Source organism: Billgrantia ethanolica (assembly GCF_021404305.1).
Classification (GTDB): Bacteria; Pseudomonadota; Gammaproteobacteria; order Pseudomonadales; family Halomonadaceae; genus Halomonas; species Halomonas ethanolica.
The window spans coordinates 616,353-642,660 of the sequence record NZ_JABFTX010000004.1 but is presented as its reverse complement, the minus strand read 5'-3'; the positions used below and the strand labels follow the sequence as shown (position 1 = coordinate 642,660).

Annotated in this window: 24 protein-coding genes and 1 other RNA gene; 12 read left to right on the top strand and 13 right to left on the bottom strand. The window is 65.9% G+C overall.

The window, feature by feature from the left end; genetic code table 11:
- Positions 1–90 precede the first annotated feature (90 nt).
- A complete protein-coding gene (locus HOP53_RS19570; protein ID WP_234271542.1) occupies positions 91–2,055 on the top strand; it encodes an MBL fold metallo-hydrolase in 1,965 nt (654 codons plus the stop codon).
- Here HOP53_RS19570 and HOP53_RS19565 read toward each other — a convergent pair.
- From HOP53_RS19565 to grpE, 5 genes are all read right to left on the bottom strand, one after another.
- Complete coding sequence (locus tag HOP53_RS19565; RefSeq protein ID WP_234271541.1) at positions 2,052–2,966, bottom strand: DMT family transporter; 915 nt, start codon at positions 2,964–2,966, stop codon at positions 2,052–2,054. The two genes, HOP53_RS19570 and HOP53_RS19565, sit on opposite strands and share 4 nt — an antisense overlap.
- Positions 2,963–3,244 (bottom strand): DUF2218 domain-containing protein, encoded by a 282-nt coding sequence (locus tag HOP53_RS19560; protein WP_234271540.1) that lies wholly within the window; start codon positions 3,242–3,244, stop codon positions 2,963–2,965. The genes HOP53_RS19565 and HOP53_RS19560 overlap by 4 nt, the downstream gene beginning before the upstream one ends.
- A gap of 175 nt (positions 3,245–3,419) precedes the next feature.
- The gene (gene dnaJ, locus HOP53_RS19555) at positions 3,420–4,571 is read right to left on the bottom strand and encodes a molecular chaperone DnaJ (protein ID WP_234271539.1); all 1,152 of its coding nucleotides are present in this window, start codon (positions 4,569–4,571) and stop codon (positions 3,420–3,422) included.
- Positions 4,572–4,676: 105 nt separating this feature from the next.
- Positions 4,677–6,608, bottom strand: coding sequence for a molecular chaperone DnaK (gene dnaK / locus HOP53_RS19550; protein ID WP_234271538.1), 1,932 nt, complete (start codon positions 6,606–6,608; stop codon positions 4,677–4,679).
- A gap of 121 nt (positions 6,609–6,729) precedes the next feature.
- Positions 6,730–7,359 (bottom strand): nucleotide exchange factor GrpE, encoded by a 630-nt coding sequence (gene grpE, locus HOP53_RS19545; RefSeq protein ID WP_234271537.1) that lies wholly within the window; start codon positions 7,357–7,359, stop codon positions 6,730–6,732.
- Positions 7,360–7,594: 235 nt separating this feature from the next.
- On the opposite strand from grpE, the gene recN reads away from it, so the two are divergent.
- Positions 7,595–9,271: a DNA repair protein RecN gene (recN, locus tag HOP53_RS19540; protein ID WP_234271536.1), complete on the top strand. Its 1,677-nt coding sequence runs from the start codon at positions 7,595–7,597 to the stop codon at positions 9,269–9,271.
- Between the two features lie 97 nt (positions 9,272–9,368).
- Here the strand turns inward: recN and fur are convergent, their stop codons facing one another.
- Positions 9,369–9,815 (bottom strand): ferric iron uptake transcriptional regulator, encoded by a 447-nt coding sequence (gene fur / locus HOP53_RS19535; RefSeq protein ID WP_010625721.1) that lies wholly within the window; start codon positions 9,813–9,815, stop codon positions 9,369–9,371.
- A gap of 72 nt (positions 9,816–9,887) precedes the next feature.
- On the opposite strand from fur, the gene HOP53_RS19530 reads away from it, so the two are divergent.
- A complete protein-coding gene (locus tag HOP53_RS19530; RefSeq protein ID WP_234271535.1) occupies positions 9,888–10,373 on the top strand; it encodes an outer membrane protein assembly factor BamE in 486 nt (161 codons plus the stop codon).
- An 18-nt stretch (positions 10,374–10,391) separates the two neighbouring features.
- Here HOP53_RS19530 and HOP53_RS19525 read toward each other — a convergent pair whose 3' ends face one another.
- Together HOP53_RS19525 and HOP53_RS19520 are read right to left on the bottom strand one after the other, a co-directional pair.
- Entirely contained in the window at positions 10,392–10,679 is a 288-nt protein-coding gene (locus HOP53_RS19525) for an RnfH family protein (protein ID WP_234271534.1), read from the bottom strand.
- A gap of 1 nt (position 10,680) precedes the next feature.
- A complete protein-coding gene (locus tag HOP53_RS19520; protein WP_234271533.1) occupies positions 10,681–11,115 on the bottom strand; it encodes a type II toxin-antitoxin system RatA family toxin in 435 nt (144 codons plus the stop codon).
- A 127-nt stretch (positions 11,116–11,242) separates the two neighbouring features.
- On the opposite strand from HOP53_RS19520, the gene smpB reads away from it, so the two are divergent.
- Together smpB and ssrA are read left to right on the top strand one after the other, a co-directional pair.
- Entirely contained in the window at positions 11,243–11,734 is a 492-nt protein-coding gene (gene smpB, locus HOP53_RS19515) for an SsrA-binding protein SmpB (RefSeq protein ID WP_010625725.1), read from the top strand.
- A gap of 123 nt (positions 11,735–11,857) precedes the next feature.
- Positions 11,858–12,237: a transfer-messenger RNA gene (gene ssrA, locus HOP53_RS19510) on the top strand.
- 130 nt (positions 12,238–12,367) lie between these two features.
- On the opposite strand, the gene HOP53_RS19505 is transcribed toward ssrA, so the two are convergent.
- Positions 12,368–13,111: a Crp/Fnr family transcriptional regulator gene (locus tag HOP53_RS19505; RefSeq protein ID WP_234271532.1), complete on the bottom strand. Its 744-nt coding sequence runs from the start codon at positions 13,109–13,111 to the stop codon at positions 12,368–12,370.
- 317 nt (positions 13,112–13,428) lie between these two features.
- On the opposite strand from HOP53_RS19505, the gene HOP53_RS19500 reads away from it, so the two are divergent.
- The 3 genes from HOP53_RS19500 (at position 13,429) to HOP53_RS19490 (ending at position 17,235) form a co-directional block, all read left to right on the top strand.
- Entirely contained in the window at positions 13,429–14,628 is a 1,200-nt protein-coding gene (locus HOP53_RS19500) for a saccharopine dehydrogenase family protein (RefSeq protein ID WP_234271531.1), read from the top strand.
- The gene (nspC, locus tag HOP53_RS19495) at positions 14,625–15,785 is read left to right on the top strand and encodes a carboxynorspermidine decarboxylase (RefSeq protein WP_234271530.1); all 1,161 of its coding nucleotides are present in this window, start codon (positions 14,625–14,627) and stop codon (positions 15,783–15,785) included. The genes HOP53_RS19500 and nspC overlap by 4 nt, the downstream gene beginning before the upstream one ends.
- 145 nt (positions 15,786–15,930) lie before the next feature.
- Entirely contained in the window at positions 15,931–17,235 is a 1,305-nt protein-coding gene (locus HOP53_RS19490) for an aspartate kinase (RefSeq protein ID WP_234271529.1), read from the top strand.
- Positions 17,236–17,307: 72 nt separating this feature from the next.
- On the opposite strand, the gene HOP53_RS19485 is transcribed toward HOP53_RS19490, so the two are convergent.
- Positions 17,308–17,553 carry a hypothetical protein gene (locus HOP53_RS19485; RefSeq protein ID WP_234271528.1) on the bottom strand — a complete coding sequence of 82 codons (246 nt, stop codon included), beginning with the start codon at positions 17,551–17,553 and terminating at the stop codon, positions 17,308–17,310.
- A gap of 166 nt (positions 17,554–17,719) precedes the next feature.
- On the bottom strand, positions 17,720–18,742 hold the full coding sequence (gene gap, locus HOP53_RS19480) for a type I glyceraldehyde-3-phosphate dehydrogenase (RefSeq protein WP_234271527.1): 1,023 nt from the start codon (positions 18,740–18,742) through the stop codon (positions 17,720–17,722).
- 352 nt (positions 18,743–19,094) lie between these two features.
- Between gap and pyk the strand changes: the two genes are divergently transcribed.
- From pyk to pgi, 3 genes are read left to right on the top strand one after another with little or no spacing between them, the layout of a single operon-like run.
- Positions 19,095–20,558 carry a pyruvate kinase gene (gene pyk / locus HOP53_RS19475; RefSeq protein ID WP_234271526.1) on the top strand — a complete coding sequence of 488 codons (1,464 nt, stop codon included), beginning with the start codon at positions 19,095–19,097 and terminating at the stop codon, positions 20,556–20,558.
- Positions 20,555–21,031: a methylglyoxal synthase gene (locus HOP53_RS19470; RefSeq protein WP_234271525.1), complete on the top strand. Its 477-nt coding sequence runs from the start codon at positions 20,555–20,557 to the stop codon at positions 21,029–21,031. The genes pyk and HOP53_RS19470 overlap by 4 nt, the downstream gene beginning before the upstream one ends.
- A 40-nt stretch (positions 21,032–21,071) precedes the next feature.
- Positions 21,072–22,736 carry a glucose-6-phosphate isomerase gene (gene pgi, locus HOP53_RS19465; protein ID WP_234271524.1) on the top strand — a complete coding sequence of 555 codons (1,665 nt, stop codon included), beginning with the start codon at positions 21,072–21,074 and terminating at the stop codon, positions 22,734–22,736.
- Positions 22,737–22,774: 38 nt separating this feature from the next.
- Here pgi and HOP53_RS19460 read toward each other — a convergent pair whose 3' ends face one another.
- Entirely contained in the window at positions 22,775–23,167 is a 393-nt protein-coding gene (locus tag HOP53_RS19460) for a fluoride efflux transporter FluC (protein ID WP_234271523.1), read from the bottom strand.
- Positions 23,164–23,556, bottom strand: a complete 393-nt coding sequence (locus tag HOP53_RS19455; protein ID WP_086511740.1) for a fluoride efflux transporter FluC — start codon at positions 23,554–23,556, stop codon at positions 23,164–23,166. Before HOP53_RS19455 ends, HOP53_RS19460 begins: the two co-directional genes overlap by 4 nt.
- Before the next feature lie 291 nt (positions 23,557–23,847).
- On the opposite strand from HOP53_RS19455, the gene HOP53_RS19450 reads away from it, so the two are divergent.
- On the top strand, positions 23,848–26,157 hold the full coding sequence (locus HOP53_RS19450; protein WP_086511739.1) for a mechanosensitive ion channel domain-containing protein: 2,310 nt from the start codon (positions 23,848–23,850) through the stop codon (positions 26,155–26,157).
- Positions 26,158–26,308 lie beyond the last annotated feature (151 nt).

Sequence of the window (26,308 nt, the reverse complement as noted above, 5' to 3'; positions counted from 1 at the left end):
TATCAGAGCCAGAGCCCGCCTGGCCGAGTGCTTGGGCAGCGACGGCGGAATCGCCCACACTGGGCATGACAACACCACTCAAGGAACGCCATGTCTGAGTCGATGCCGCCCGATACCACCCGCGCAGCCGCCCTGCTAGAGCTGCTCGAACGTCATCCGCGCGTGCTGCTCACCGGCCCGCCCGGCAGCGGCAAGAGCACCCTGGCGCGAAGTGCGGCGGCAGCCCTGGCCGAACGCGGCCAGGTGTGCCGCTGCCTGGCCGCCGACCCCGGCCTGCCCGGCTTCGGCCCGCCCGGTGCCGTATGCCTGGGGCACTGGGATGAGCGCTTGGGCGAGTGGCAGCTGGAGGCCATCGAGGCGCTCGCCACCCTCGACAGCGCCCGCTTCCGCCTGCCGCTGACAGACGCCGTACGCCGCATGGTCGCACGGCTCGACGCGACGCCGCTGGTCATCGACGCCCCCGGCGTGGAGCGCGGTATCGGCGGTGCCGAGCTGCTGCCGGCACTGGTCGGCGCCGGCCGGGTGAGTGCCGTGGTACGCCTGGCGCCGGCGCAGGAGCGCGACCCGTATCCGCATGAGCGCGCCGCCCTCGGCCTGGCAACGCTGAACCTGCCCGCGCACCCTCAGGCGCGCCACCCCGGCAAACAGCTGCGCCGCCAGTGGCGCACCGACGCCTGGGATGCTTATCTCGACAGCGCCGAGATGCGGGAACTCGAGCTGTCGGCGCTGACCTTCGTCGGCGCCCCGCCGCCCGGCGGCGCGCCTCATGCCTGGCCAGGGCGTCAGATCGGCCTGCTCGATGCCGGCGGGGCGACCCTGGCCATGGGCGAAGTGTTGGCTCTGGTGGGGGATCGGCTCAGCGTGCGCACGCCGCCCCTGACGGGCACGCCGCGTACCCTGGTGATTCGCGATGCCCGGCGCAGCGCCGAAGGACAGCTCGGCACGGCGCGCCCTCATCCTCGCTCCTCGACCGCATCCGGTGAAGCGCCGGCGCTCTCGTACACTCCTCAGGAGAGCGCCACCGGCCCCCGCCCGACGCTGCGCCTCGATGGCCTGCGCGCCACGCTGGTCAACGGCGTGTTCGGCGATCCGCTGCTGCATCTGCGCCTGCGCCACCGCAAGCGCAGCCTGCTGTTCGACCTGGGCGACCCCGGCCGGCTGCCGGCGCGGCTGGCCCACCAGATCAGCGACGTGTTCATCAGCCATGCCCATGTCGACCACATCGGCGGTTTCCTGTGGCTGCTGCGCTCACGCATCGGCGACTACTCGGCCTGCCGGGTCTACGGCCCGCCCGGACTCGCCGCTCACCTGGACGGCTTTCTGCGCGGCATCCTGTGGGACCGGGTCGAGCAGAAGGCGCCTCGCTTCGAGGTCTTCGAGCTGCACGGTGAACGCCTGGCCCACTATCGGCTCGTCGCCGGCCAGCCGATGCAGGTGCTCTCCCCATGCGAGGTGGATGGCGACGTGATCCACGCCGAGCCCGGTTTTCGCGTGCGCGCCGCCACGCTGGATCATGGCACCCCGGTACTGGCCTTCGCCTATGAGCCGGCGACCCAGCTCAAGGTGCGCAAGGAGCGCCTGAACGCACACGGCTGGGCGCCCGGCCCCTGGCTCGGCGAGCTCAAGCAGCGCGCGCAGGAAGGCGGCGACGCAGGCGAGATCACCCTGCCCGACGGCAGCCGTCAGCCCGTCGCCGGGTTGGCCGAGCAACTGCTGTTCGCGCAGCCGGGCCAGCGCCTGGTCTATGCCACCGACTTCGGCGACACACCGGAGAACCGCAAGCGCCTGTGTGCGCTTGCCCACGGCGCCGAGGTGCTGTTCTGCGAGGCTTCGTTTCGTGAAGACCAGGCCGAGCAGGCCCGGCGCACCGGCCATCTGACCGCCCGCGCCTGCGGTGAGATCGCCGCCGCGGCCGGGGTCGGCCAGCTGGTGCCGTTCCACTTCTCGCGCCGTCACGTGGCGGACGTGAGCGAGCTCTACGCCGAGATTCGCCGCCACTTTCCGCGGCTGTCCGCCACACCAGGCAGTGAACCGGACACCGAGGAGCTGGATTAACGCTCTTGGGCCGCCTTGCCGTCCTGACGCAGCAGCAGCCCGATGGCGGCGAGCACCAGCGCGCTGCCCGGCAGCCAGTGCCAGCCGAGCTGCTCGGGGGCGGTAACGAACAGCAGTAGCATGGAGACGAAGGGCACCATGTAGCCGTAGGCGGTCACGGCTCCCGGTGTGAGCACCGCCGTGGCACGCTGCATCAGCCAGAAGGTGAGCGCGCTGGAGAAGAGCCCGAGATAGACCACCAGGGCCAGATCCTGCCAGCGCATGGCGACGAGGTGGGTAGCCGGCTCGATGGCGAGCCCCAGCAGGCCGATGGCGATCCCGCCAAGCCCCAGACTCCAGAAGGTGCGTACCGCCGCCGACTCGGGCAACCACTCCCGCGCCAGCCCCCACTTGCTCAGCACCGGATAGAGCGCCGACGCCACGCAGCCGAAGAAGAACACCGCCTCGCCGATCCCCACCCGCATGCCTTCACCGTGGCTGCGGGCCTCGGCGAAGGCGAGCGCCAATGCCCCGGCGGCGCCCAGCGCGAGGATGGCCGGCAGCTGCCAGCCCAGTCGCTCGACGCGGAACCCCAGCCCCAGCAGGTAGGCCAGCAGCGGCACGGTGACGTAGAGGGTGGCCATGGAGAGCGCGGTGGCGTGATGGGCGGCCCAGAACATGGCACCGAAGAAGCCGGCCAGACACAGCCCCATCAGCGTGTAGAGCGGCAGCAGCCGCCAGGTGGGCAGGAAGTCGGACGAGCGCCGCGCCAGCCACCACAGCCCGGCACAGGCGATGGCGAAACGTAGCGCGGTGAGCGAGAGCGGCGGCAGCTCGCTCATCAGCCCCACGGCGGGAAACGACAGCCCCACCAGCAGAGCCCACAGCAGCATGCCGAGGTGGGCCAGGCGGGGCGACGGCGGGGTGCTCAATTTTCCCAGACGATGGCCAGTTCCTCGTCGCCCGCCATGCGCTGCAGGTGGGAATCCACCACGCCCTCCAGGCGGTCGAGCACCTCATCGTCCAGCGCCTCGATGGCCACCAGCAGCTTGCCCGGCTCGACGCGCATGACGCAGGAGCCGCCCTCGAACGCCACGCGACTCTGCTCCTCACCCTGCTCCACCTCCAGCTTGTGCGCCCAGTGCTTGCACAGCCGGTTCATCACCCTCGCCCCGGACTCGGTAGCGATCACCGCACGCGACATCGGCATAGCAACGATCTCCCTTCGTATCTGAGCCAACAGACTAAGACGCCGGAGCGGGTTGGCGCCAGCCCCGATGCGCAGCACCGGGCGGAACGTTGGGTTCGAAGGAACCGACCACACTGAAAATGCAAAAGCCCCCGACACCGCCAGGGCTCGGGGGCTTTCATGGCGCAGTTCCGCCTTACGGCTTCATGTCCTCGAAGAACTTCTTCACGCCGTCGAAGAAGCCGCTCTTCTTGGGCGAGTGGTGGGCGCTGTTGCTGCCCCCCAGGCTCTCCTGGAACTGGCGTAGCAGGGCCTTCTGCTCTTCGCTGAGGTTGACCGGGGTCTCCACCACCACCTTGCACAGCAGGTCGCCGGGCGGACCGCCGCGTACCGGCTTGACGCCCTTGCCACGCAGGCGGAACAGCTTGCCGGTCTGGGTCTCGGGCGGGATCTTGAGCTTGACCCGGCCGTCCAGGGTGGGCACTTCGAGCTCGCCGCCCAGCGCAGCGTCGACGAAGTTGATCGGCACCTCGCACTGCAGATGCTTGCCGTCGCGCTGGAAGATACGGTGCGGCTTGATCGCCACCTGCACGTAGAGATCGCCGGGCGGACCGCCGTTGATGCCGGACTCGCCCTCGCCGTTGAGACGAATGCGGTCGCCGGTATCGACCCCGGCGGGAATCTTCACCGACAGGGTGCGGGTCTCACGCACGCGGCCCTCGCCGTGACACTTGTGACACGGCACCTTGATGTGCACGCCGCTGCCGTGACAGGTGGGGCAGGTCTGCTGCACGGCGAAGAAGCCCTGCTGCATGCGCACCTGGCCTAGCCCGTTACAGGTGGGGCAGGTCTCCTTGGTGGAGCCCGGCTCGGCGCCCTCGCCGTCGCAGCGGCTACACTCCACGTGACGCGGCACGCGAATGTCCACCGTGGTGCCGGCCACCGCGCTTTCGAGATCGAGCTCGAGGTTGTAGCGCAGGTCGCTGCCGCGCTGCGGCGCATGGGGACTGCGCCGGCCGCCGCCGCCACCGAAGATGTCGCCGAACACGTCGCCGAAGATGTCGCTGAAGCCGCCGGCACCCGCACCGCCGAAGCCGCCGGCGCCGAAACCTCCGGCCTGTCCGTCTACCCCGGCATGGCCGAACTGGTCGTAGGCGGCACGCTTCTCGCTGTCGGAGAGGATCTCGTAGGCCTCGGAGACCTCGCGAAACTTCTCGGCGGCCTTGTCGTCATCCGGATTGCGGTCCGGATGGTACTTCTGCGCCAGCCGTCGGTAGGCCTTCTTGATATCTTTGGTGTCGGCCCCTCGCTCGACGCCGAGCACCTCGTAATAATCGCGTTTGGACATGGGTCCATGCGCCTCCTGGTCTAGGCAGTGCTGCCCGATCCGCGGAAACGGCAGCGCGGGAGTCGTCCCCCCGCGCTACCGTCGTCCGTGGCATCGCCTTGGCGATTACTGCTTCTTCTGGTCGTCGTTGACTTCTTCGTACTCGGCGTCGACCACGTCTTCTTCCTGCTTGGCACCGGCTTCCTGGCCCTCGCCACCGGCCTGCTGGGCGGCTTCGGCCTGGGCGGCGTACATCTTCTGCGCCAGGTTACCGGAAAGCTCGGTCAGCTTGTCCAGCTTGGCCTGGATGTCGTCCTTGTCGTCGCTCTTGAGCGCTTCCTCGAGTTCGGAGGCGGCCGTCTCGATGGCCTGCTTCTCCTCGTCGGTGCCATGCTCGCCGGCTTCCTGCACGGTCTTGCGCGCGGCGTGGACCATGCCGTCGGCCTGGTTGCGCAGGGCCACCAGCTCCTCGAACTTCTTATCCTCGTCGGCGTGAGCCTCGGCGTCGCGCACCATCTGCTCGATCTCTTCGTCGGTCAGACCGCTGGAGGCCTTGATGACGATCGACTGCTCCTTGCCGGTGGCCTTGTCCTTGGCGGACACGTTGAGGATGCCGTTGGCATCGAGATCGAAGGCTACCTCGATCTGCGGCACGCCGCGCGGCGCCGGCGGGATGTCGGCCAGGTCGAAGCGGCCAAGCGACTTGTTGCCGCCCGCCTGCTTGCGCTCACCCTGCAGCACGTGGATGGTCACGGCGGTCTGGTTGTCATCCGCGGTCGAGAAGGTCTGGGTCTTCTTGGTCGGGATGGTGGTGTTCTTCTCGATCAGCGGGGTCATCACGCCGCCCAGGGTCTCGATACCCAGGGTCAGCGGGGTGACGTCGAGCAGCAGCACGTCCTTGACGTCGCCGCCCAGCACGCCGCCCTGGATCGCCGCGCCCACGGCCACGGCCTCGTCGGGATTGACGTCCTTGCGCGCTTCCTTGCCGAAGAAGTCGGCGACTTTCTTCTGCACCATCGGCATGCGGGTCTGGCCACCGACCAGAATCACGTCATCGATCTCGGAAGCGGACAGGCCGGCGTCGGACAGCGCGGTCTTGCACGGCCCCAGCGAGCGCTGCACCAGCTCTTCCACCAGCGACTCCAGCTTGGCCCGGGTCACCTTGACGTTGAGGTGCTTGGGCCCGGTGTTGTCGGCGGTGATGTAGGGCAGGTTGACGTCGGTCTGCTGGGCGCTGGAAAGCTCGATCTTGGCCTTCTCGGCGGCTTCCTTGAGGCGCTGCATGGCCAGGTTGTCGCCGGACAGGTTGATGCCGCTGTCGGCCTTGAACTGATCGACCAGGTAGTTGATCAGCGCCATGTCGAAGTCTTCACCGCCGAGGAAGGTGTCGCCGTTGGTGGCCAGCACCTCGAACTGGGTCTCGCCGTCGACATCGGCCACCTCGATGATGGAGATGTCGAAAGTACCGCCGCCCAGGTCGTACACGGCGATGGTCTTGTCGCCGCGCGACTTGTCCATGCCGTAGGCCAGCGCCGCCGCGGTGGGCTCGTTGATGATGCGCTTGACCTCGAGACCGGCGATACGACCGGCGTCCTTGGTGGCCTGACGCTGGCTGTCGTTGAAGTAGGCCGGTACGGTGATCACCGCCTCGGTAACGGTCTCGCCCAGGTAGTCCTCGGCGGTCTTCTTCATCTTCTTCAGCACTTCGGCGCTGACCTGCGGCGGTGCCAGCTTCTTGCCCTTAACTTCCACCCAGGCGTCGCCGTTGTCGGCCTCGACGATGCCGTAGGGCACCATCTTGATGTCCTTCTGCACCACGTCGTCCTTGAAGCGACGACCGATCAGGCGCTTGATGGCGTACAGGGTGTTCTGCGGGTTGGTGACCGCCTGGCGCTTGGCCGACTGCCCCACCAGAATCTCGCCATCATCGGTATAGGCGATGATGGAAGGCGTGGTGCGGGCACCTTCGGCGTTCTCGATCACCTTGGCGCTGTCGCCGTCGAGTACGGCCACACAGGAGTTGGTGGTCCCCAGGTCAATACCGATGATGCGTCCCATAGGAAATCCTCGAAAATTCGTTTGCCTTGAATCCATCGCTGCGGCGATTGCCGCGGTTGACGTCTATCTGGGGGCGTCGGGTGGCTTTTCAAGCCCCGCCCCCGTTTTCATTCGCTAGGCCTCAGCCGGCGGCCTGACTGACCACTACCATGGCCGGGCGCACCAGGCGTCCGTTGAGCAGGTAGCCCTTCTGGATCACTTCCATCACGCTGTTGGGCTCGAGCTCGGGGTTCGGCACCATGGCCATCGCCTCGTGGAACTGCGGGTCGAACGGCTCGCCGGCCGGCTCGACCGTTTCGACGCCGAACTTGGCCAGCACGTCCTGCTGCATCTTCAGCGTCATGGCCACGCCCTCACGGTGAACGTCGCTGGCGTCCTCACCCATGGCGTCCAGCGCCTTCTCCAGGCTGTCGACCACCGGCAGCAGCTCCTTGACGAAGCGCTCCAGGGCGAACTTACGCGCCTTCTCGGCCTCCTGCTCGGCGCGACGCCGCACGTTCTGCGCTTCGGCGGCGGCGCGCAGCGCCTGATCCTTGGCCTCCGCCAGGCTCTGCTCCAGCTCCTCGACCTGGGCTGCCAGCATGTCGGCCTCGGGGTTGTCGCTCACCTCCGCCGGCTCCTCGGACGCCGCGGCAGCGTTCTCAACGAGGCTGGCCGCATCGTCCAGCTCGCCTTCCAGCGGCTTCGGCCGGGCCTCTTCCTCGCGCCGCGCCAGCTCGTCGTCAAGCGGGGTCTGGGGTTCTTTAGCCATGCGCATCTCCTGAAGCAACACCGGCCCAGCGAGGCCGGAAAGATTTCGAATCGGCGAATGCCTTGTAAGGTCTGCGGCCTATATGGGGGTCTTCGCCACAAACTCAAGTGATCGGGCCTTAACGTTAGGGGTCTGGCTTGCACATGTGTTGTGAGCGAACCTCGACTACTGTATAAAAACGCAATAACGTGTATGGATATCCAGCTCACCAGGATACCGGCCGCCGGGAGGTCCCATGCTGACTCAGCTTGCCATTCGCGATTACGCCATCGTCGATACACTCGATCTGGAGCTTGCCGGTGGCATGACCGCCATCACCGGCGAGACCGGCGCCGGCAAGTCGATCCTGCTCGGCGCCCTGGGGCTGTGCCTGGGCGAGCGCAGCGACGCCGCCAGCGTACGCCACGGCTGCGAGCGCGCCGATCTCTCGGCGCGCTTCGACATCGCCGCCCTGCCCGCCGCCCGCACCTGGCTCACGGAGCGCGAGCTGCCCGACGACGACTGCCTGCTGCGCCGGGTGGTGACCGCCAGCGGCCGCTCCAAGGCATGGATCAACGGCCAGCCGGCCACGGTGGCCGATCTCAAGGCGCTGGGCGAGCACTTGGTCGAGATCCACGGCCAACATGCCCACCAGTTACTGCTGCGCGAGGAGACCCATCTGCGTCTGCTCGACGACTTCGCCGGCAACCGCGCCGCGGTGAACGAACTCAGCGAGACGTTCCGCCGCTGGCAGGCGACCCGCAAACGCCTGAAGCAGCTGACCGAGAGCGGCGACGAGGTGCAGGCACGCCGCCAGCTACTGCGCTACCAGGTCGAGGAGCTCGACTTACTGGCACTGGGCGACGAGGAGCTCACCACCCTGGAGCACGAGCAGGAACAGCTCGCCCACGCCGAGGAGACGCTGCGCGAGGCGCAGCACGCCGCCGAATGCTGCGACAACGACGAAGGCGGCGTATTGACCCTGCTCAACCAAGCGATGCATCGGCTCGATCCGCTGCCGGGCAGCGACCGCGGCGCACTGGCCGAGATCCTCGCCATGCTGGGCGAGGCGCGCATCCAGGTCGAGGAGGCGGTGCGCGAACTACACCGCTTCGCCGACGCTACCGAGCTGGACCCGGAGCGCCTGGCCTGGGTCGAGTCGCGTCTGGGCGAGGTGCATCGCATCGCCCGCAAGCATCACGTCATGCCCGAGGAACTACCTTCCCTGCACCGCCGGCTGCAGGCTGAGCTGGAGGGCCTGGAGGGCGGCGAACACGACCTCGAGGCACTTCGCGCCGAGGTCGAGAATCTTCGCGACCGCTGGCGCGAGCAGGCGCGGCGGGTGGGTGACTCCCGCCAACAGGCGGCAGCCAGATTCGGCAAGGCGGTGCAGGAGCAGCTCGCCTTCCTGGCCATGGGCAAGGCGCGCTTCGAGGTGGAAGTCGCGCCGCGCCAGAGCCCGCTGGCCGACGGCATGGAGGAGGTGCGCTTTCTGATCAGCGCCAATCCCGGCCAGCCGCCGCGCCCGCTGGCCAAGGTCGCCTCGGGCGGCGAATTGTCGCGTATCAGCCTGGCGATCCAGGTGGTCGCCGCGCGCCACTCGACCATCCCCAGCCTGGTATTCGACGAAGTCGACGTGGGTATCTCCGGCGCCACCGCCGAGATCGTCGGTCAACTGCTGCGCCGGCTGGGCGAGCAGGGCCAGGTGATGACCGTGACCCACCTGCCCCAGGTGGCGGCGCAGGCGCACCACCATCTGCACATCGAGAAGCAGGCCAAGCGCGACACCACCCTGACCCGCATGGCGCTGCTCGACGAGGCCGGTCGGGTCAGCGAACTGGCGCGCATGCTGGGCGGGGTGAACCTCTCCGACCGCACTCTGGCGCACGCTCGCGAGATGCTGGATGCCAGCCAGCAGGGTGCGTCGCACTGAGGGCCCACTGCCTGCGACCGGTTGACGCAAGGTAAAGCAAAGCGGCCCCGATCGATGATCGGGGCCGCATTATCACTAAGCTTTGATAGCGGGTCGCTTATTTTCGCGGCGTGCCGTCCTGACGAGTGGCATTGGAACCACGTGGGCGCACGTAGAGCACCAGGGCGTGATCGACCAGCTCGAAGCCGTGCTCCTCGGCGATCTCCTGCTGGCGCCGCTCGATGGTCTCGTCGAAGAATTCGATGATCTCGCCGCTATCGAGGCACACCATGTGGTCATGGTGCTCCTCCTGGGAGATTTCGAACACGGCATGGCCGCCGTCGAAATTGTGACGAATCACCAGGCCCGCCGACTCGAACTGGGTCAGCACGCGATAAACGGTCGCCAGACCGACGTCCTCTCCGGCTTCCAGCAGGGTCTTGTAGACATCCTCGGCGCTCAGGTGATGCTGACCCGTGGCATTCTCGAGGATCTGCAGGATCTTGACTCGGGGCAAGGTGACCTTCAGGCCTGCCTTGCGCAGTTCATGGTTCTGGTCGGCCATGTTCGCTCTTCGCAGTATCAGGTAGGGTCGGGTATGATCGACCGAATCCACGATAGTGAAGAACGGACACAAATGCAAAAGCTGATCAAAACCATACCCCTCGTCATCGCCCTGACCGTGGTCAGCGGCTGCGTCTACAAGCGGGATCTGCCCCAGGGCAACTACATCACCGAGGGCATGGTGCAGCAGCTCCAGCCCGGCATGAGCCGCACCCAGGTCGTCGACGTGATGGGCCGCCCGCTGCTGGAAGCGCCCTTCAATGCCAACCAGTGGGACTACGTGTTCCGCCTCGACGAAGCCTACGGCGGCGTGCAGCAGCGCCGGGTCACGCTGACCTTCGACGGTGAGCGCCTGGTCAACGTGCAGCGTGAGGGCGACTTCTCCGGGGATATCGAACTGCGGCCGCAGAACGGTGTCGGCCCAGCCATCGAGGGCGCCGACCCCATGGGCGAACTGCCGGCCACCCAGCCGGAAGCCGCTCCCGAGGCAGCACCCGATGCCGGCGGCACGCTGCCCCAGGGCGGTGAGCCGGCAACCACCGAGCCGCTGGCACAGTAACGCGAACGCGCAGCCGGGTTAACGCCCGGCGCGCCGGAGCCGCGCCTCCTTGGGGTCGATCTCGAGAGGGCGATAGACCTCGACCCGATCGCCGGCACGCAGGCGATGGTTATCGGGGTCGCGCAGCAGCTGACCGAAGATGCCCAGATCCGCCGTGGCGAAGTGCGTCGCCGGCAGTTCCGGGAAGTGCCGCTCCAGCTCGGCCAGAGCGACTGCCTGGCGCGCCGTGGTGCCCGCGGGCACCTCCAGCGTCACGATGCGCTGCCGCTCGGGCAGCGCGAAGGCGACCTCTACCTGAAGCGCCACCTCAGCGCCCGTACAGCTCGTCGGCGCGACGCGTGAAGGAGTCCACCAGTTGGCCGGCAACCTGCTGGAACAGCTTGCCGAAGGCCATGCCCAGCAGCCGGTTGGCGAACTCGAACTCCAGCTCGAGGCAGACCTTGCAGGCGCCCTCGCCCATCGGCAGGAACAGCCAGCGCCCACGCAGACGCTTGAAGGGGCCGCTGACCAGCGACATTTCGATGCGCTCGGGCTCGATCAGGTCGTTACGCGTGGTGAAACTCTGCTCGATACCCGCCCGCCCCAGGGTCATTTCACCGATCAGGTGCGAGTCGTCGCGCTCGAGCAGCCGCGCCCGCCGACAGCCGGGCAGGAATTCCGGATAGCGCTCGAAGTCGTTGACCAGTTCGAACATGTCCTGAGGGGTGTGCCGCACCAGGGCGGACCGATTGACCATTGGCATTGAGCTCTCCGCTGACTTCACAGTGCCCAGGGCGTATCATGAGCGGTTATTTCATGCCTTGAATGGTAACACGCTTCCCCTCATATCGAAGGAGGCGTGCCATCAGCAGAACGTGACAAGAGGTTCCATGGCCGACAAGAAAGGCAAGGGCAAGGGCCCTGGCGGCGGCGTCATCGCCCAGAACAAGAAAGCTCGCTTCGAGTATCACATCGACGAGACCTTCGAGGCCGGCCTGGTGCTGGCCGGCTGGGAGGTGAAGAGCCTGCGCGCCGGCAAGGCCCAGCTCACCGACACCTACATCCTGATAAAGGATGGCGAGGCCTGGCTGCTGGGTAGCCACATCACCCCGCTCAATACCGCCAGCACCCACGAGATCGCCGATCCGTCCCGCACTCGCAAATTGCTGCTGCACCGCAAGGAGATCGCCAAGATCTTCTCGCGCTCCCAGGAGAAAGGCCACACCTGCGTGCCGCTCAAACTCTACTGGAAAGGCAACAAAGTGAAGTGCGAGCTGGCCCTGGTGACGGGCAAGAAGCTGCACGACAAGCGTGCCACCGAAAAGGACCGCGACTGGCAGCGGCAGAAGGGCCGGATCATGCGGGAACATACCAAGGCCTGAGGCGTCTTACCGCAAGAGATGTCGATTGGCTCCCCGAAAACGGCAAGAATCGGGGAAGCGAGGGAACCAGCCCTGCCAACAGGTGTCATAGACGTACCCATGCTGGTAAGATGGGACTGCTACGGGGGCGACATGGCTTCGACGCCGATGACAACCTCCTAGGTGCATGCCGAGAGCGTGATGTATCTCGTAAATCCAACATCACGACTAAATAGTCGCAAACGACGACAACTACGCTCAGGGCGCGCTGGCAGCTTAATAGCTGTTAGCTTCTAGTCCGGCCCCAAAGCGATGTGCCCATTCATCGCGGAGGGGATATGAGCCAAGACTGATGGGATCGCGGTTGGTGGTGTCCTCTCGCCAATCGCTAAACTTTAGAGGAATCGCGTAGCTGGATCCTGCCCGTTGGAGCCAGATGCGTTAAATCAAAAAACGGACCTAAGCATGTAGAGCCGAAGAGCGAGTGTCGGCGGACGCGGGTTCGATCCCCGCCGCCTCCACCAATCGAGTACGAAAAAAGCACCCCACGGGGTGCTTTTTTCGTTTCTGCCGTACCTTTCCCAACGCCGGCCGCTCTCGCCGCCAACGCAGCATGGTGCCAGCGAGGAGCCTGGAGCCAATGAAAGTCTGGGGCTAATGAAAACTGTGAAACGCCGGGGATAGCGTTTCGTCGATATAGGTGTCGTTGAACTCGACCAGCCGCGCCAGCGCCTGCGGATCGAGCAGCACCACATGCTGGCGGTCGCGTACCACCAGCCCTTCGTCGCGCAGCATGGAGAAGGTGCGGCTCACGTGCACGGCGCTCAGCCCCAGCGCATCGCCGATCTGCTCCTGGGAGAGCGGCATCTGGAAACCGTTTTCCGCCACCGCCCCGATCCGCTTCAAGCGCAGATAGAGCTCGTAGAGGAAATGCGCCAGCCGTTCGTGAGCAGCGTAGCGACCGAGATAGACCAGCCGCTCGGTGAGCATCGCCTGCTGGCGCACGACCGTGGCGATGATGCTCGCGGCCAGCGCCGGCGAGCGGCCGATGAGTTCGAACAGCTGCTGATGCGTGAAGGGACTGATCACACCATCGTTGATCATCGCGACACCCGCCAGCCGGCGCGCGAAGCCGAAGTCCCGCATGCCGATGATGTCGCCGGGCAGATAGACCTTGAGAATCTGCATCGAGCCGTTGCCGAGGTTGCGGTAGGAGTAGGCCCAGCCCTCCTTGACCACGCAGAACAGGTCCACGTCCGCACTCTCCTGCCACAGCACCTCGCCGGCGATGGCTCGTCTGGGATTGAGTTCCAGGTTAAGCAGCAGGGTCTTCTCTTCTGCCGTCAAAGCGCCGTGTCTGCCCAAGCCCTGCATCACTATACTGTCCAGTAGGGTCACGCTCTGCCTCTCCGGCTTATGGTTGATTCCGCGCAATACTAAAACACAAGCTTATATAGAGATTCATAACGCAGGTTATAGACGAGAAATAATGCCAAAACGCCCCACTATTCATGGGCGCCGAGCCGACCCACCCCCTTCTTTGGTCTAACGCGCCATGACAAAATCACTTGCCCCCGGCTTCGCTGGGGGCCATCATCAGCGCGCAAGCGACGAGCGAGACCGGGGTGGCATCGGGCACGGGCATACGAGATGGCCGAAACACCGATAAGACCCTACGCTTTCATACACATCCCCGATCTGGATTCGAGAGGCCCATGAGCAAAGTCCTGATTATCGGCGCCGGTGGCGTCGGAGGCGTTGTCACCCACAAGTGTGCCCAGCACCCCGAAGTGTTCAGCGAGATCTGCCTGGCCAGCCGCAACGAAGCGAAGTGCAAGGCCATCGCCGCCCAACTGGATCGCCCGATCCAGACCGCCCAGGTGGATGCCGACAGCGTCGACGACCTGGTCGCGCTCATCGAGTCGTTCAAGCCGGACGTGCTGATCCACGTGGCCCTGCCCTATCAGGACCTGACCATCATGGAGGCGTGCCTCAAGACCGGCGTGCCCTACCTCGACACGGCCAACTACGAGCACCCGGATGAGGCCAAGTTCGAGTACAAGGAGCAGTGGGCCTTTCACGACCGCTACGTCAAGGCCGGCAACATGGCCACCCTGGGCTGCGGCTTCGACCCGGGCATGACCAACATCTACTGCGCCTACGCCCAGAAGAACCTGTTCGACGAGATCCACCGCATCGATATCCTCGATGCCAACGGCGGCGACCACGGCTACCCCTTCGCCACCAACTTCAACCCGGAGATCAACATTCGCGAGATCACCGCGAAGGGTCGCTACTGGGAGAAGGGCGAGTGGAAGGAGACCGACCCGCTGGCGGTGAAGCGCAAGTTCGACTTCGACGGCATCGGCGAGAAGGACATCTACCTGCTCTACCACGAGGAGCTCGAGTCGCTCAGCCAGAACATCAAGGGGCTGGAGCGCATTCGCTTCTGGATGACCTTCTCCGAGAAGTACATCACCCACCTCAAGGTGCTCGAGAACGTCGGCATGACCAGCATCGAGCCGATCGAAGTGGGCGGCACCAGGATCGCCCCGCTGGAGTTCCTCAAGGCGGTGCTGCCCGACCCGGCCTCGCTGGGCCCGCGCACCAAGGGCAAGACCAACATCGGCATCATTGCCGACGGCATCAAGGACGGCAAGCGGCGCAAGGTGTACATCTACAACATCTGCGACCATGAGGCCTGCTACCGCGAGGTCAAGTCCCAGGCGATCTCCTACACCACCGGCGTGCCGGCGGTGACCGGCGCCATGCTGATGCTGGAAGGCATCTGGAAGGGCGCGGGCGTATTCAACGTCGAGCAGCTTGATCCCGACCCCTTCATGGCGCGCATCGGCGACATGGGCCTGCCGTGGCAAGTGGTCGAGCTCGACCCGGAGCACGACCCGCTGGCATGAGTAGCATGACGAGCCCCGACTTCGACATCCACGCCTGTCCGTCGCCGGCCTACGTGGTCGACGACGCGCTGCTGCGCAAGAACCTGGAGCTGCTGCGGCAGGTCCAGGAGGCGAGCGGCGCAAGGATCCTGCTGGCGCTGAAGGGCTTCGCCATGTGGGACACCTTCCCGCTGGTCAGCCAGTACCTGGTGGGCACCACCGCCAGCGGGCAGGACGAGGCGCGACTGGGCGCGGAGACCTTCGGTGGCGAGGTGCACGTCTATTCGCCGGCCTTCACCCCCGAGGAGATGGCGGTGGTGCTGCAGTACGCCGACCACATCAGCTTCAACTCCCCGGGGCAGTGGCGCCGCTTCCGCGAGACCGTCGCGGCGGCGCCGCGCCAGGTCTCCTGCGGCTTGCGAGTGAACCCCGAGCACTCCACCGGCGCGGTACCGCTCTACGATCCCTGCGCGCCGGGCTCACGGCTCGGCACGCGGGTGTCGGATCTCGCCGAGGGCGACCTGGAAGGGCTCGAGGGACTGCACTTTCACACCCTGTGCGAGCAGAACAGCGACGCCCTGGAGGAGACCCTGGCGGCGTTCGAGGCGAAGTTCGGTCAGTACCTGGCCGGGCTCCGCTGGGTCAACTTCGGCGGCGGCCATCACATCACCCGCGCCGATTACGACATCGAGCGGCTGGTGCGGGTGATTCGCGGCTTCCGCGAGCGTCATCCTCACCTCATCGTCTACCTGGAGCCGGGCGAGGCAATCGCGCTGAATACCGGCTACCTGGTGTGCTCGGTGCTCGATATCGTCGAAAACGATGGTCCCAACCTCATCCTCGATACCTCGGCCACGGCGCACATGCCGGACGTGCTGGAGATGCCCTACCGCCCGCACATCATTGGCGCCGGCGAGCCGGGCGAGAAACCCTTCACCTATCGCCTGGGTGGCACCACCTGCCTGGCCGGCGATGTGATCGGCCGCTACTCGTTCGACCAGCCGCTGGCCATCGGCGACCGCCTGGTGTTCACCGACATGGCCCACTACACCATGGTCAAGACCACCACCTTCAACGGCATTCGTTTGCCGTCGATCTGCCGGGTCGACGAGCGCAGCCGCGAGGTACGCACGGTGAAGACCTTCGGTTACGAGGACTACATGCAGCGGTTGAGTTGAGACACCGCTGCACGAAGAGAGCCCCTGCGGGGGCTTTTTTCGTATCTGCACCGCCACTTGCACGGCGCGGCGGGCTCCCCTTTCACTGGCCGCCGTTATGACCCATGGTGTAGGGCACGACGTCACCAGACAGGGAGAGCCCGACATGACGACCGTATTCAAGTTCGGCGGCGCCTCGATCAAGGATGCCGATGCGATACGCCACCTGACCCCGCTGCTCGAGCGGCATCGCGACCGCCCGCTGGTCGTGGTGGTCTCGGCCATGGGCAAGACCACCAACAAGCTGGAAGCGCTGCTGGCCGCCGCCCGCGGCGAGGGCGGGACGCAGGGCGACGAGTACCGCCGCTGCTTCGAGGCCCTGCAGACCGAGCACCGCGAGGCGATCGAGGCGCTGTTCGGCGACGCCGCCGACTCACCGCGCGAATACGTCGACGCCCTGTTCGACGAACTCGACGCCCAGCATCGCCGGCATCGCGACAGCGACCATGCCAAGCACTACGACCAGACCGTGTGCTACGGCGAGCTGATCTCCACCACCATCGTCGCGGCCTGGCTCAACCACAACGACATCGCCACCGACTGGCACGACGCCCGCGAACTGGTGCGCACCGACGCCTACCATCAGGCCGCCAACCTCGACTGGTCCACCACCGCCGAGACCGTACGCCAGCGCCTGGCGGGCAGCGACCGGGTGATCCTGACCCAGGGCTTCATCGGCGGCACCGCGGAGGGCGAGGCTACCACCCTGGGCCGCGAGGGCTCGGACTTCAGCGCGGCGATCTTCGCCCACTGCCTGGATGCCCGCGAGGTGGTGATCTGGAAGGACGTCACCGGGCTGTTCAACGCCGACCCACGGCGCTTCGACAACGCCGTACAGCTCGAGCGAATCTCCTACGCCGAGGCCACCGAGCTGGCCTGGCACGGCGCCAAGGTGATCCACCCCAAGACCCTGGGGCCGCTGCAGGAGAAGTCGATTCCGCTGACGGTGCGCTCCTTCGAGACGCCCGATGCCGAACCCACCGTCATCGACGCCGAGCGGCGCTTCGACAGCGACGTGGCCAGCTGCATCCTGCGCGAAGCGCAGGTGTGGGTGGAGGTGAGACCGCGCGACTTCTCCTTCATGGACGAGCCGCGCCAGCACGACATTCTCGGCCGCCTGGTGAAGGCCGGCCTTCACGCCAACCTGGTCGACAGCGGCGCCATGCGCTTCGCCTTCTGCCTCGACGACAAGCCCGAGCGGCTCGAGCCCCTCATCGAGTCCCTGCGGGGCGACTACGAGGTCGACCGCGAGGACGCACTGACACTGCTCACCGTGCGCCACCCCCGGCCCGGCATGCTGGATTTCCTCAGCGAAGGACGCGAATCGCTTGCCGAGCGCCGCAACGCCACCACCGCCCAGCGATTGTTCCGCAGCCGAGAGTGCCCGGAGACCTGGCACATCCCCGAGTAAGGCCAGCAGAGGCGAAAAGACCGCGCATGCTCGCATGCGCGGCCCATCGGTCGTTGCCTGACGGCAGCGACATCAATCGCTGAGGTCGATATCGTCCTCGTCGGTCGCTGCACCGGTCACGGCACCCGCGCCGGCCCCAATGGCGGCTCCCCGCACCACGCTGCCTCCCGTGGCAGCACCGGCGGCACCGCCGACGGCCGCACCAACGCCGGCACCGCTGGCAGCCCGCTCGCCGGTACCGGTACCGCAGCCCGCCAAGCCCAGCATCAGCGATGCGGCAAAGACCACCAGGGCGCTACGCATTCCAAAGCGCTTCATCACATACCTCCCGATCCATGGATGTACCTTTCCAGCATAGTCAATGGCCCCGGTGACAAGCCAAGCGAAGCGAAGCGGTGGACAAGTGAAGCCCACATGAACGAGCGCCGGAGCGAAGATTCGCTCCGGCGCGCACGGTTCCGGCCACTCGGTCCGTATCGACGCGTCAGGCCGCTTCGCGCTTGGCGTCACCCGCGGCATGCATGGACAGCGCCGTGTCGAGCATGCGGTTGGAGAAGCCCCACTCGTTGTCGTACCAGGCCATCACCTTGACCAGGCGACCGTTTACCCGGGTGTGGTTGCTGTCGAAGGTGGAGGAGTTGGCGTCGTGGTTGAAGTCGATGGACACCAGCGGCTGAGCATTCACCGCCAGCACCGGGGATGCCTCGGCGGCCTTGGCGAGGATCTCGTTGATCTCTTCTCTGCTGGTATCGCGCCCGGCGGTGAATACCAGATCCACCAGCGAGACGTTGATCACCGGTACCCTCACCGCCAGGCCGTCGAACTTGCCCTTCAGTTCCGGCAGCACCAGCCCCACCGCGGCGGCAGCGCCAGTCTTGGTCGGGATCATCGAGTGGGTGGCACTGCGCGCCCGGTAGGGGTCGCTGTGGTAGACGTCGGAGAGATTCTGGTCGTTGGTGTAGGCGTGCACCGTGGTCATCAGGCCATTCTCGATGCCCACCGTGTCATTGAGCGCCTTGGCCACCGGCGCCAGGCAGTTGGTGGTGCAGGAGGCGTTGGAGACCACCTTGTGCTCGGGCTTCAGCACGTGCTCGTTAACCCCGAACACGATGGTGGCGTCGGCATCCGGGCTCGGCGCCGAGATGAGCACGCGCTTGGCCCCCGCCTCGAGATGCTTGGCGGCGTCCTCACGCTTGGTGAACAGACCGGTGCACTCCATCACCAGGTCCACGCCCAGCGTCTTCCACGGCAGTGTGGCCGGATCGCGCTGGGAGAAGATGGCAATGCGATCGCCGTCCACGCTGAGGCTCTCCTCGTCGTGCTCCACCTTGAACGGAAAATGGCCGTGCACGGTGTCGTGGCGCAGCAGGTGGGCGTTGAGCGCGGGATCACCCAGGTCGTTGATGGCGACGATCTGGACCTGATTGCGATAGCCGTTCTCGTACAGAGCGCGCAGCACATTGCGGCCGATGCGGCCGAATCCGTTGATGGCGATCTTGAGCGTCATGGTTCGTTCCTCCGTAAGTGTTCTGTCGGTATGGAGTCGAGCCGATTGGCGGAGGTCGTGCTCACTGGGTGGAATACGCGCAGGCCCACGGCTCATGGCAATACCCACAATGTGGCGCAGGACGGCGACAGACTCAAGGGTTTTTTAGTAACTTTACAACATAAGCATTATGATGAATCGATTCATCGCAATCGGCAGCCATTCCGCCATGGCTTTGCTGCTTAGCAGGATAATCAAGCGTGACCAGCCATGGAGTACACATCCCCCATCGCAACGACATGTAGTAAACTTACCGCAGAACCGATATTGTTGTAGCTTAACGACATCCCCTTCCTTCAGGAGGCGCTACGACATGCCGAAGCCACCGCACACACCCATCCGCCGCACCAAGATCGTCGCCACCCTGGGCCCGGCCAGCGACCGTGAGGGCGTGCTGGAGGCGATGATCCGCACCGGCGTCGACGTGGTGCGCCTCAACTTCTCCCATGGCAGCGCCGCCGACCATCGCCGCCGGCTGATCGCCGTGCGTCAGATCGCCGACCGCCTGGGCAGGAGCGTGGCCGCCCTCGGCGACCTGCAGGGGCCCAAGATCCGTATCGCCCGCTTTCGCGACGGCGCCGTGACGCTTACCGAGGGCCAGCCCTTCGTCCTCGACATGGCGCTGGACAGCGATGCCGGCGACGCCAGCCGCGTCGGCTGCGACTACAAGCAGCTGATCGACGACGTCGCTCCCGGCGACCGCCTGCTGCTCGACGACGGCCGCCTGGTGCTCGACGTCGAGCGCATCGAGGGGCAGCAGGTCCATACCGTCGTGGTCACCGGCGGCAAACTCTCCAACAACAAGGGCATCAACAAGCAGGGCGGCGGGCTCTCGGCTCCGGCGCTCACCGACAAGGACAAGGCCGACCTCGAGACCGCCATCGAGATCGGCGTCGACTATCTCGCCGTCTCCTTCCCGCGCCACGCCGAGGACATGCGCGAAGCGCGTCGCCTGCTCGGCGAAGCGGGCAAGGAGATCGGCCTGGTGGCCAAGCTCGAGCGCGCCGAGGCGGTGGCCGACGACGACACCCTCAACGGCATCATCGAGGCCAGCGAGGCGGTGATGGTGGCGCGTGGCGATCTCGGCGTGGAGATCGGCGACGAGAAGCTGATCGGCATGCAGAAACGTATCATCAAGCGTGCCCGCACCCTCAACCGCGCGGTGATCACCGCGACGCAGATGATGGAGTCGATGATCTCCTCACCGCTGCCCACCCGCGCCGAGGTATTCGACGTCGCCAACGCCGTGCTCGACGGCACCGACGCGGTAATGCTCTCCGCCGAGACCGCCGCCGGCGACTACCCGGTGGAGACCCTCGAAGCGATACGTCGGGTGTGTCTGGGCGCCGAGCGCGAGCGTGTGGCCCAGGAGTCGGGGCACCGCATTCACGAGGGCTTCTCGCGTATCGACGAGACCATCGCGCTCTCCGCCATGTACGCCGCCAACCACCTTACCGGGGTGGCCGCCATCGCCTGCATGACCTCGACCGGCTACACCCCGCTGATCGCCTCGCGCATCCGTTCGGGGCTGCCCATCGTCGGGCTGGCCCACAGCCCCATCGCTCAGCGCCGCATGGCGCTCTACCGCGGGGTGGTCTCGCTGCCGTTCGACACCAGCGCGATGGCGGCCAGCGAGCTCAACGACCGGGCGCTGGCGCTGCTGGTGCAACAGGGGATTGCCGAACCGGGGGATCATGTCATTCTGACCCGAGGCGATCACATGAACGCCCACGGTGGAACCAATACCCTGAAGATACTCGAGGTAGGCCAGCCATGACCGACAGCCGCCCCCAGCGCAGCGTTCGCCGCACCCTGCCGGCACGCAAGCGCATCGCCCTGATCGCCCACGACGGCAAGAAGGCAGAACTATTGGAATGGGCCGCACGCTGGCGCGACACCCTGGCCAAGCATGAGCTGGTCGGCACCGGCACCACGGCCGGGCGCCTCTCGGCCAGCCTCGGGCTCGAAGTGGAAGGCTTGATGAGCGGTCCGCTCGGCGGCGACCAGCAGATCGGCGCGCGCATCACCGAACAGCGCCTAGACCTGCTGGTCTTCTTCTGGGACCCCTTCGCCCCCCAGCCCCACGACCCGGACGTCAAGGCGCTGCTGCGCCTGGCGGCGCTGTGGAACGTACCGGTGGCGTGCAATGCGGCCAGCGCCGACTTCCTGGCCAGCTCGCCCTGGCTCGACCAGTCCTACGAGATGGCCATTCCCGACGCCGAGGCCTGGGTGGCCTCACGCAACCCCTGATAACGAGATGGCGGGCCGCGCCCGCACGTGCGAGGAAACCATGTTTCATCTGACCCGCAGCGTCACCTGGCAGGCACTCCAGCGGCTGCATCAGGCCACCGCCCACGACCGTATCAGCGATTATTTCGCCGCCGACCCGCAGCGCTTCGACAAGATGAGCCTGCGCGTCGGCGGGCTGTTCCTCGACTACTCCAAGCATCACGTCTCCGAGGCGGTGCTGGCCAAGCTGCTCGAGCTGGCCGATCACTCGGCGCTGGTGCAGCGCCGCGCCCAGATGTTCTCCGGCGACATCATCAACGTCACCGAGGACCGTCCGGTACTGCACACCGCGCTGCGCAACCTCGGCGAGGGCCCGCTGATGGTCGACGGCAAGGACGTGATGCCCGAGATCCAGCGCACCCGTGAGCAGATCCGCCAGTTCTCCGAGGCGGTGCGCAGCGGCGAGTGGCGCGGCTACAGCGGCGAGCGCATCAAGGACGTGGTCAACATCGGCATCGGCGGCTCGGACCTCGGCCCCAACATGGCCTGCCGGGCGCTGCTCAAGTACCGCCACGCCGAGCTAAATTTCCACTTCGTCTCCAACGTCGACGGCACCCACATCCAGAAGGTGCTCAAGCGACTCGACCCGGCCACCACGCTGTTCATCGTCTCGACCAAGACCTTCTCTACTCAGGAGACGCTGCTCAACGCCAAGACCGCCCGCCGCTGGTTCCTCGACAATGCCGGTGAGGGCGCCGACGTGGGCGCTCACTTCGTCGCCGCCTCGACCAACCGCAAGGCGGCCATGGAGTTCGGCATCCGCGAGGAGAACGTGTTCGAGTTCTGGGCCTGGGTCGGCGGACGCTACTCGATGTGGTCCTCCATCGGCCTGCCCATCGCGCTCTCCATCGGCTTCGATGGCTTCATGGAGATGCTCGAGGGCGCCTACGCCATGGATCAGCACTTCATCGAGGCCCCCAACGCCCGCAACATGCCGGTGCTGATGGCGCTGATCGGCATCTGGTACATCAACTTCCTCGGCGCCGAGACCCAGGCCATCGTGCCCTACGATCAGGCGCTGCATCAGCTGCCGGCCTTCCTGCAGCAGCTCGACATGGAGTCCAACGGCAAGTCGGTGGACATCTTCGGCCACCCGGTGAACTACAAGACCGGGCCCATCGTCTGGGGCCAGACCGGCTCCAACGGCCAGCACGCCTTCTTCCAGCTGTTGCACCAGGGCACCCGCTACGTGCCCATCGACTTCATCGCCTCGCTCAAGCCCGAGCCCGGCGTCGAGGAGCACCACTTCGCCCTGCTCACCAACATGCTGGCCCAGGCCAACGCCTTCATGATGGGCAGTCAGGAGGGCAGCCAGCTCGACCCCTACAGCTGCCCCGGTAACCGCCCCTCCAGCGTGCTGCTGCTCGATGAGTTGACGCCGCGCAACCTCGGCGCGCTGATCGCGCTCTACGAGCACAAGGTGTTCGTGCAGGGGGTGATCTGGAACATCAACTCCTTCGATCAGTGGGGGGTTCAACTGGGCAAGCGCATCGCCGGCGAGATCAGCGAGCGCATCGACGAGCGCAGCCAGGAGTTCGATGCCTCGACCCAGGGCCTGCTGGCGCTGGTCCGCGAGCACTTCCGCTCCGCCCCAGAGGCGGAGGAGACGGTGGAGCCGGCCAAAGCCGGCAAAGTGGGAAAGAAGACGGCGAAGGCCAGGCGCTGACAGCGCCAAAAGGAAGGAAGGCAGCCAGACGCGGCCCGTCAGCCGTGACGGGCTCGCACGAAGCGGTCGCCCCACCAGGCCGCCGCCAGCCACAGCGGCACGCTGAGCACGACGTAGAGCAGCGCCAGGCCGGGGCAGCCGAGCTCGAGCAGGAAGAGCGTTTCCAGGCTGAACAGCGAGAAGGTGGTGAAGCCGCCGCAGAAGCCGGCCACCAGGAACGGCTGCCAGCGCGCCACTCTGCCGCCGACCCGCAGGGCAGCATGAGCGGCGAAGGCGGCGATCAGCCACGAGCCCAGCAGGTTGACCACCAGCGTGCCCCAGGGGAAGGCCGGGCCGAGCGTGGCAAGGCTGGCCAGCGATACCAGATAGCGCAGCGCGCTGCCCAGGGCGCTGCCCAGCCCCACCGCCGCATAGGCGCGCCAGCCGTTCATGTCAGTCGCCCCGTCAGCCACCAGCCAAACGCTGCCAATGCCAGCCCGGCTACCAGGGTGACGGCAACGTTGCCGATCGCCCCCCGGCGGTGGCCGCTCTGCCACAGGGTCAGGCTCTGCAGGCTCAGCGAAGAGACGGTGGTATAGCCGCCCAGCAGGCCGACGACCAAAAACAGCCAGCCGCCCGTCATCTCGCCCCCTCGGGCCAGGCCGAACCAGCCGGCCAGCGCACCGGCCAGCAGCGACCCGCTGAGATTGACGAACAGAGTGCCCCAGGGAAAGGCGGTACCCACCCACCTGGCAAACAGGTTGGTGATTGCCAGGCGTGCCATGCCACCCAAGGCACCGCCCGCTGCTACCATTAGCACTAGCCCCACGCTCGCATTCATGCGCCTCTCTCGTCGCTGTCGCCAGCCGATGCTAGCCGACTCGGGTGGCCGAGACAAAAAGAAAGCCACCCAGGGGATGGGTGGCGAAGAGGGATGTCGAACTTGGTGCAGGGAATCGCGCCACAAGGGGGATGGCGCAGGTTAAATATTACACAACAATCAAATGATGTACAATAGCTGAATAAGAAAGCCGGGCGTGCAGCACAAGCATTCGTTCCTCACGCCTTGAACCCGTATGATTGGCTCAGTACGCTTCGCTGCCTGCCGACACGCCCGAAATGGAGGACCTGCGTGATTGCCCAACGGATTCTTGCCTGCCTACTGGTCTGGCTATCTATCGCCCTGCTGGCGTCTTCGCCGGCCTTGGCGCAACCCGCCGACAACGGCGCCGCTCCGGCCCCTGAAGTACTGGCCGAGCTGCTCGAGAACGAGCAGACCCGTCAGCAGCTGATCGAACATCTGCGTCGTCAGGCTGCCGCCGACCCGGGGCTGGCTGCCGAACCGGATGGCGCGATATCGCTGCCCAGGCAGCTGGCCGAAATGACTAGTCGCGTCGTCAGCGATATCGGTGGCGAGATGCGCAACCTGTTCGACGTGGTGGCTGGCCTGTTCACCGCCGAGACCGACACCACCGCCATCGACTGGGGCGACTTTCTCACTGCGGCGATCAACCTGGGGCTGGTCATCGCCGCCACCTTCGCCCTGTTCATGGTATTCCGCCGCTTTGAGCGGCCACTCTTCGTTCGCTTGAGCCATTGGAAACAGCAGAAAGGTGGGCTCAATCCCACCATTCGACTCGTTCTAGGGGTACTGGCCGCTGCCGTTGCCGACGTGCTGGTGGTGGCGCTGGCCTATGTGGGCGGCAACCTGATCGCCACCTTCGCCGTGGGCGAGACCGGCGAACTCTCGACCCGCGCCTCGCTGTTCCTCAACGCCTTCTTGATCATCGAGCTGATCAAGGCGGCCGTTCGCATGCTGTTCGCCTCGCGCTACGAGGGGCTCAGGCTGCTGCCCATCTCGGCGGCCGAGGCCTCCTACTGGAACCGCTGGCTGGCCCGGCTGATCGGCCTGGTCGGCTACGGCCTGCTGGTGGTGGCGCCACTGACCAGCGTCTATCTGGCCCCGACCATGGGCCAGGCGGTCGGCGTGCTGATCATGTTCGGCGCCTTCATCTATGCCGTGGCAGTGGTGCTGAAGAACCGCCTGCGCATCCGCGATGAGCTGAATGCCATGGCGGCGCGCTCCGACTTCACCGCGACCCGGGTCACCCTGCAGTTGTTCGCACGCACCTGGCACCTCTTTGCTTTGCTCTATTTCCTGATAGTGCTGGTGCTGACCCTGACGCGCCCGGTCGATGCGCTGCCTTTCGTTCTGATTGCCACCCTGCAAACCTTGGCGGTGGTGATCGTAGGCATGCTACTTTCCAACCTGCTGACCCACTCCATCGGACGGCGTATCCGCCTCTCCGACGACCTGCGTCGCAAACTGCCGCTGCTCGAGCCACGGCTCAACAGCTACGTGCCCAATGCGCTGCGGTTCATCCGCACGATCATCCTCATCGTCGTGGTGCTGCTGATACTTAATGCCTGGGGCGCCTTCGACCTGGCCGCCTGGTACGCCTCCGAAGCCGGCCGAAGCGTAGTGGCCATGGTCGCCAGCGTAGCCACGATTCTGGCCCTGGCCGTTGCCGTATGGCTGGCACTAGCCAGCCTGATCGAGCACAAGCTCAATCCGGAGACCGGTACCGGTGAGCCCGATGCCCGCGCCAAGACGCTGCTGACCCTGTTCCGCAATGCGCTGGCCATTGCGCTGATCACCATGACCGGGATGATCGTGCTGTCGGAGATCGGCATCAATATCGGCCCACTGATCGCCGGTGCCGGGGTGCTGGGTCTTGCCATCGGCTTTGGCGCCCAGAGGCTGGTGCAGGACATCATCACCGGCATCTTCATTCAGGTGGAGAACGCCATGAATACCGGCGACGTGGTCTCGGTGGGCGGCATCACCGGCACCGCCGAGCGGCTCAGCATTCGCTCGGTTGGCATCCGCGATCTCGCCGGCACCTACCACATCGTGCCCTTCTCCAGCGTGGATACCGTCTCCAACTTCATGCGTGATTTCGGCTACCACGTCGGCGAATACGGCATCGCCTACCGCGAGAACATCGACGAAGCGATCATCGCCTTGCGCGAGGCATTCGATGAACTGGCCGCCGACGAGACCCACAAGATGAACATCGTGGCACCGCTGGAGGTGGCTGGCGTCACGGCTCTGGCAAACAGCTCGGTAAATCTTCGCGTGCGCATCAAGACCACGCCCGGCACTCACTGGGGCATCGGTCGCGCCTACAATCGCCTGGTCAAACTGCACTTCGACGCCAGGGGCATCGAGATTCCCTTCCCGCACACCACGCTCTACTTCGGCCAGGACAAGACCGGCTCGGCCCCGCCCGCCAACCTGCGGGTCATGCAGCAGGACTTCACCATCGACGGCAGCCCCGCGGGCCAACCCAAATCGGAAGATAGCCATACCGACGACCGCTACGACCCCAGGGCAAGACCCAATCCGAAATTCAAAGGGGATTTCGACGAGGAAACCTGACCTTCCACACCTCGGCGGATGAGCTACTGGTGTAGTCATCCGCCATAGCGACTGCCTTTTTAAGCGCGCCCCGGCAACTGCCGACAGCGACTTCAGCCAGGCTTGCCCAACAAAGCTGCACTCGTTATATTAATCAACCACTTAAAATCAA

Bases quoted from the DNA above. Each gene is read 5' to 3' on its own strand.
- HOP53_RS19570 (WP_234271542.1), top strand. From the start codon at position 91: ATGTCTGAGTCGATGCCGCCCGATACCACCCGCGCAGCCGCCCTGCTA.
- HOP53_RS19560 (WP_234271540.1), bottom strand. From the start codon at position 3,244: ATGCCGATGTCGCGTGCGGTGATCGCTACCGAGTCCGGGGCGAGGGTG.
- dnaJ (WP_234271539.1), bottom strand. From the start codon at position 4,571: ATGTCCAAACGCGATTATTACGAGGTGCTCGGCGTCGAGCGAGGGGCC.
- dnaK (WP_234271538.1), bottom strand. From the start codon at position 6,608: ATGGGACGCATCATCGGTATTGACCTGGGGACCACCAACTCCTGTGTG.
- grpE (WP_234271537.1), bottom strand. From the start codon at position 7,359: ATGGCTAAAGAACCCCAGACCCCGCTTGACGACGAGCTGGCGCGGCGC.
- recN (WP_234271536.1), top strand. From the start codon at position 7,595: ATGCTGACTCAGCTTGCCATTCGCGATTACGCCATCGTCGATACACTC.
- fur (WP_010625721.1), bottom strand. From the start codon at position 9,815: ATGGCCGACCAGAACCATGAACTGCGCAAGGCAGGCCTGAAGGTCACC.
- HOP53_RS19530 (WP_234271535.1), top strand. From the start codon at position 9,888: ATGCAAAAGCTGATCAAAACCATACCCCTCGTCATCGCCCTGACCGTG.
- HOP53_RS19520 (WP_234271533.1), bottom strand. From the start codon at position 11,115: ATGCCAATGGTCAATCGGTCCGCCCTGGTGCGGCACACCCCTCAGGAC.
- smpB (WP_010625725.1), top strand. From the start codon at position 11,243: ATGGCCGACAAGAAAGGCAAGGGCAAGGGCCCTGGCGGCGGCGTCATC.
- HOP53_RS19500 (WP_234271531.1), top strand. From the start codon at position 13,429: ATGAGCAAAGTCCTGATTATCGGCGCCGGTGGCGTCGGAGGCGTTGTC.
- nspC (WP_234271530.1), top strand. From the start codon at position 14,625: ATGAGTAGCATGACGAGCCCCGACTTCGACATCCACGCCTGTCCGTCG.
- HOP53_RS19490 (WP_234271529.1), top strand. From the start codon at position 15,931: ATGACGACCGTATTCAAGTTCGGCGGCGCCTCGATCAAGGATGCCGAT.
- HOP53_RS19485 (WP_234271528.1), bottom strand. From the start codon at position 17,553: ATGAAGCGCTTTGGAATGCGTAGCGCCCTGGTGGTCTTTGCCGCATCG.
- gap (WP_234271527.1), bottom strand. From the start codon at position 18,742: ATGACGCTCAAGATCGCCATCAACGGATTCGGCCGCATCGGCCGCAAT.
- pyk (WP_234271526.1), top strand. From the start codon at position 19,095: ATGCCGAAGCCACCGCACACACCCATCCGCCGCACCAAGATCGTCGCC.
- HOP53_RS19470 (WP_234271525.1), top strand. From the start codon at position 20,555: ATGACCGACAGCCGCCCCCAGCGCAGCGTTCGCCGCACCCTGCCGGCA.
- pgi (WP_234271524.1), top strand. From the start codon at position 21,072: ATGTTTCATCTGACCCGCAGCGTCACCTGGCAGGCACTCCAGCGGCTG.
- HOP53_RS19460 (WP_234271523.1), bottom strand. From the start codon at position 23,167: ATGAACGGCTGGCGCGCCTATGCGGCGGTGGGGCTGGGCAGCGCCCTG.
- HOP53_RS19455 (WP_086511740.1), bottom strand. From the start codon at position 23,556: ATGAATGCGAGCGTGGGGCTAGTGCTAATGGTAGCAGCGGGCGGTGCC.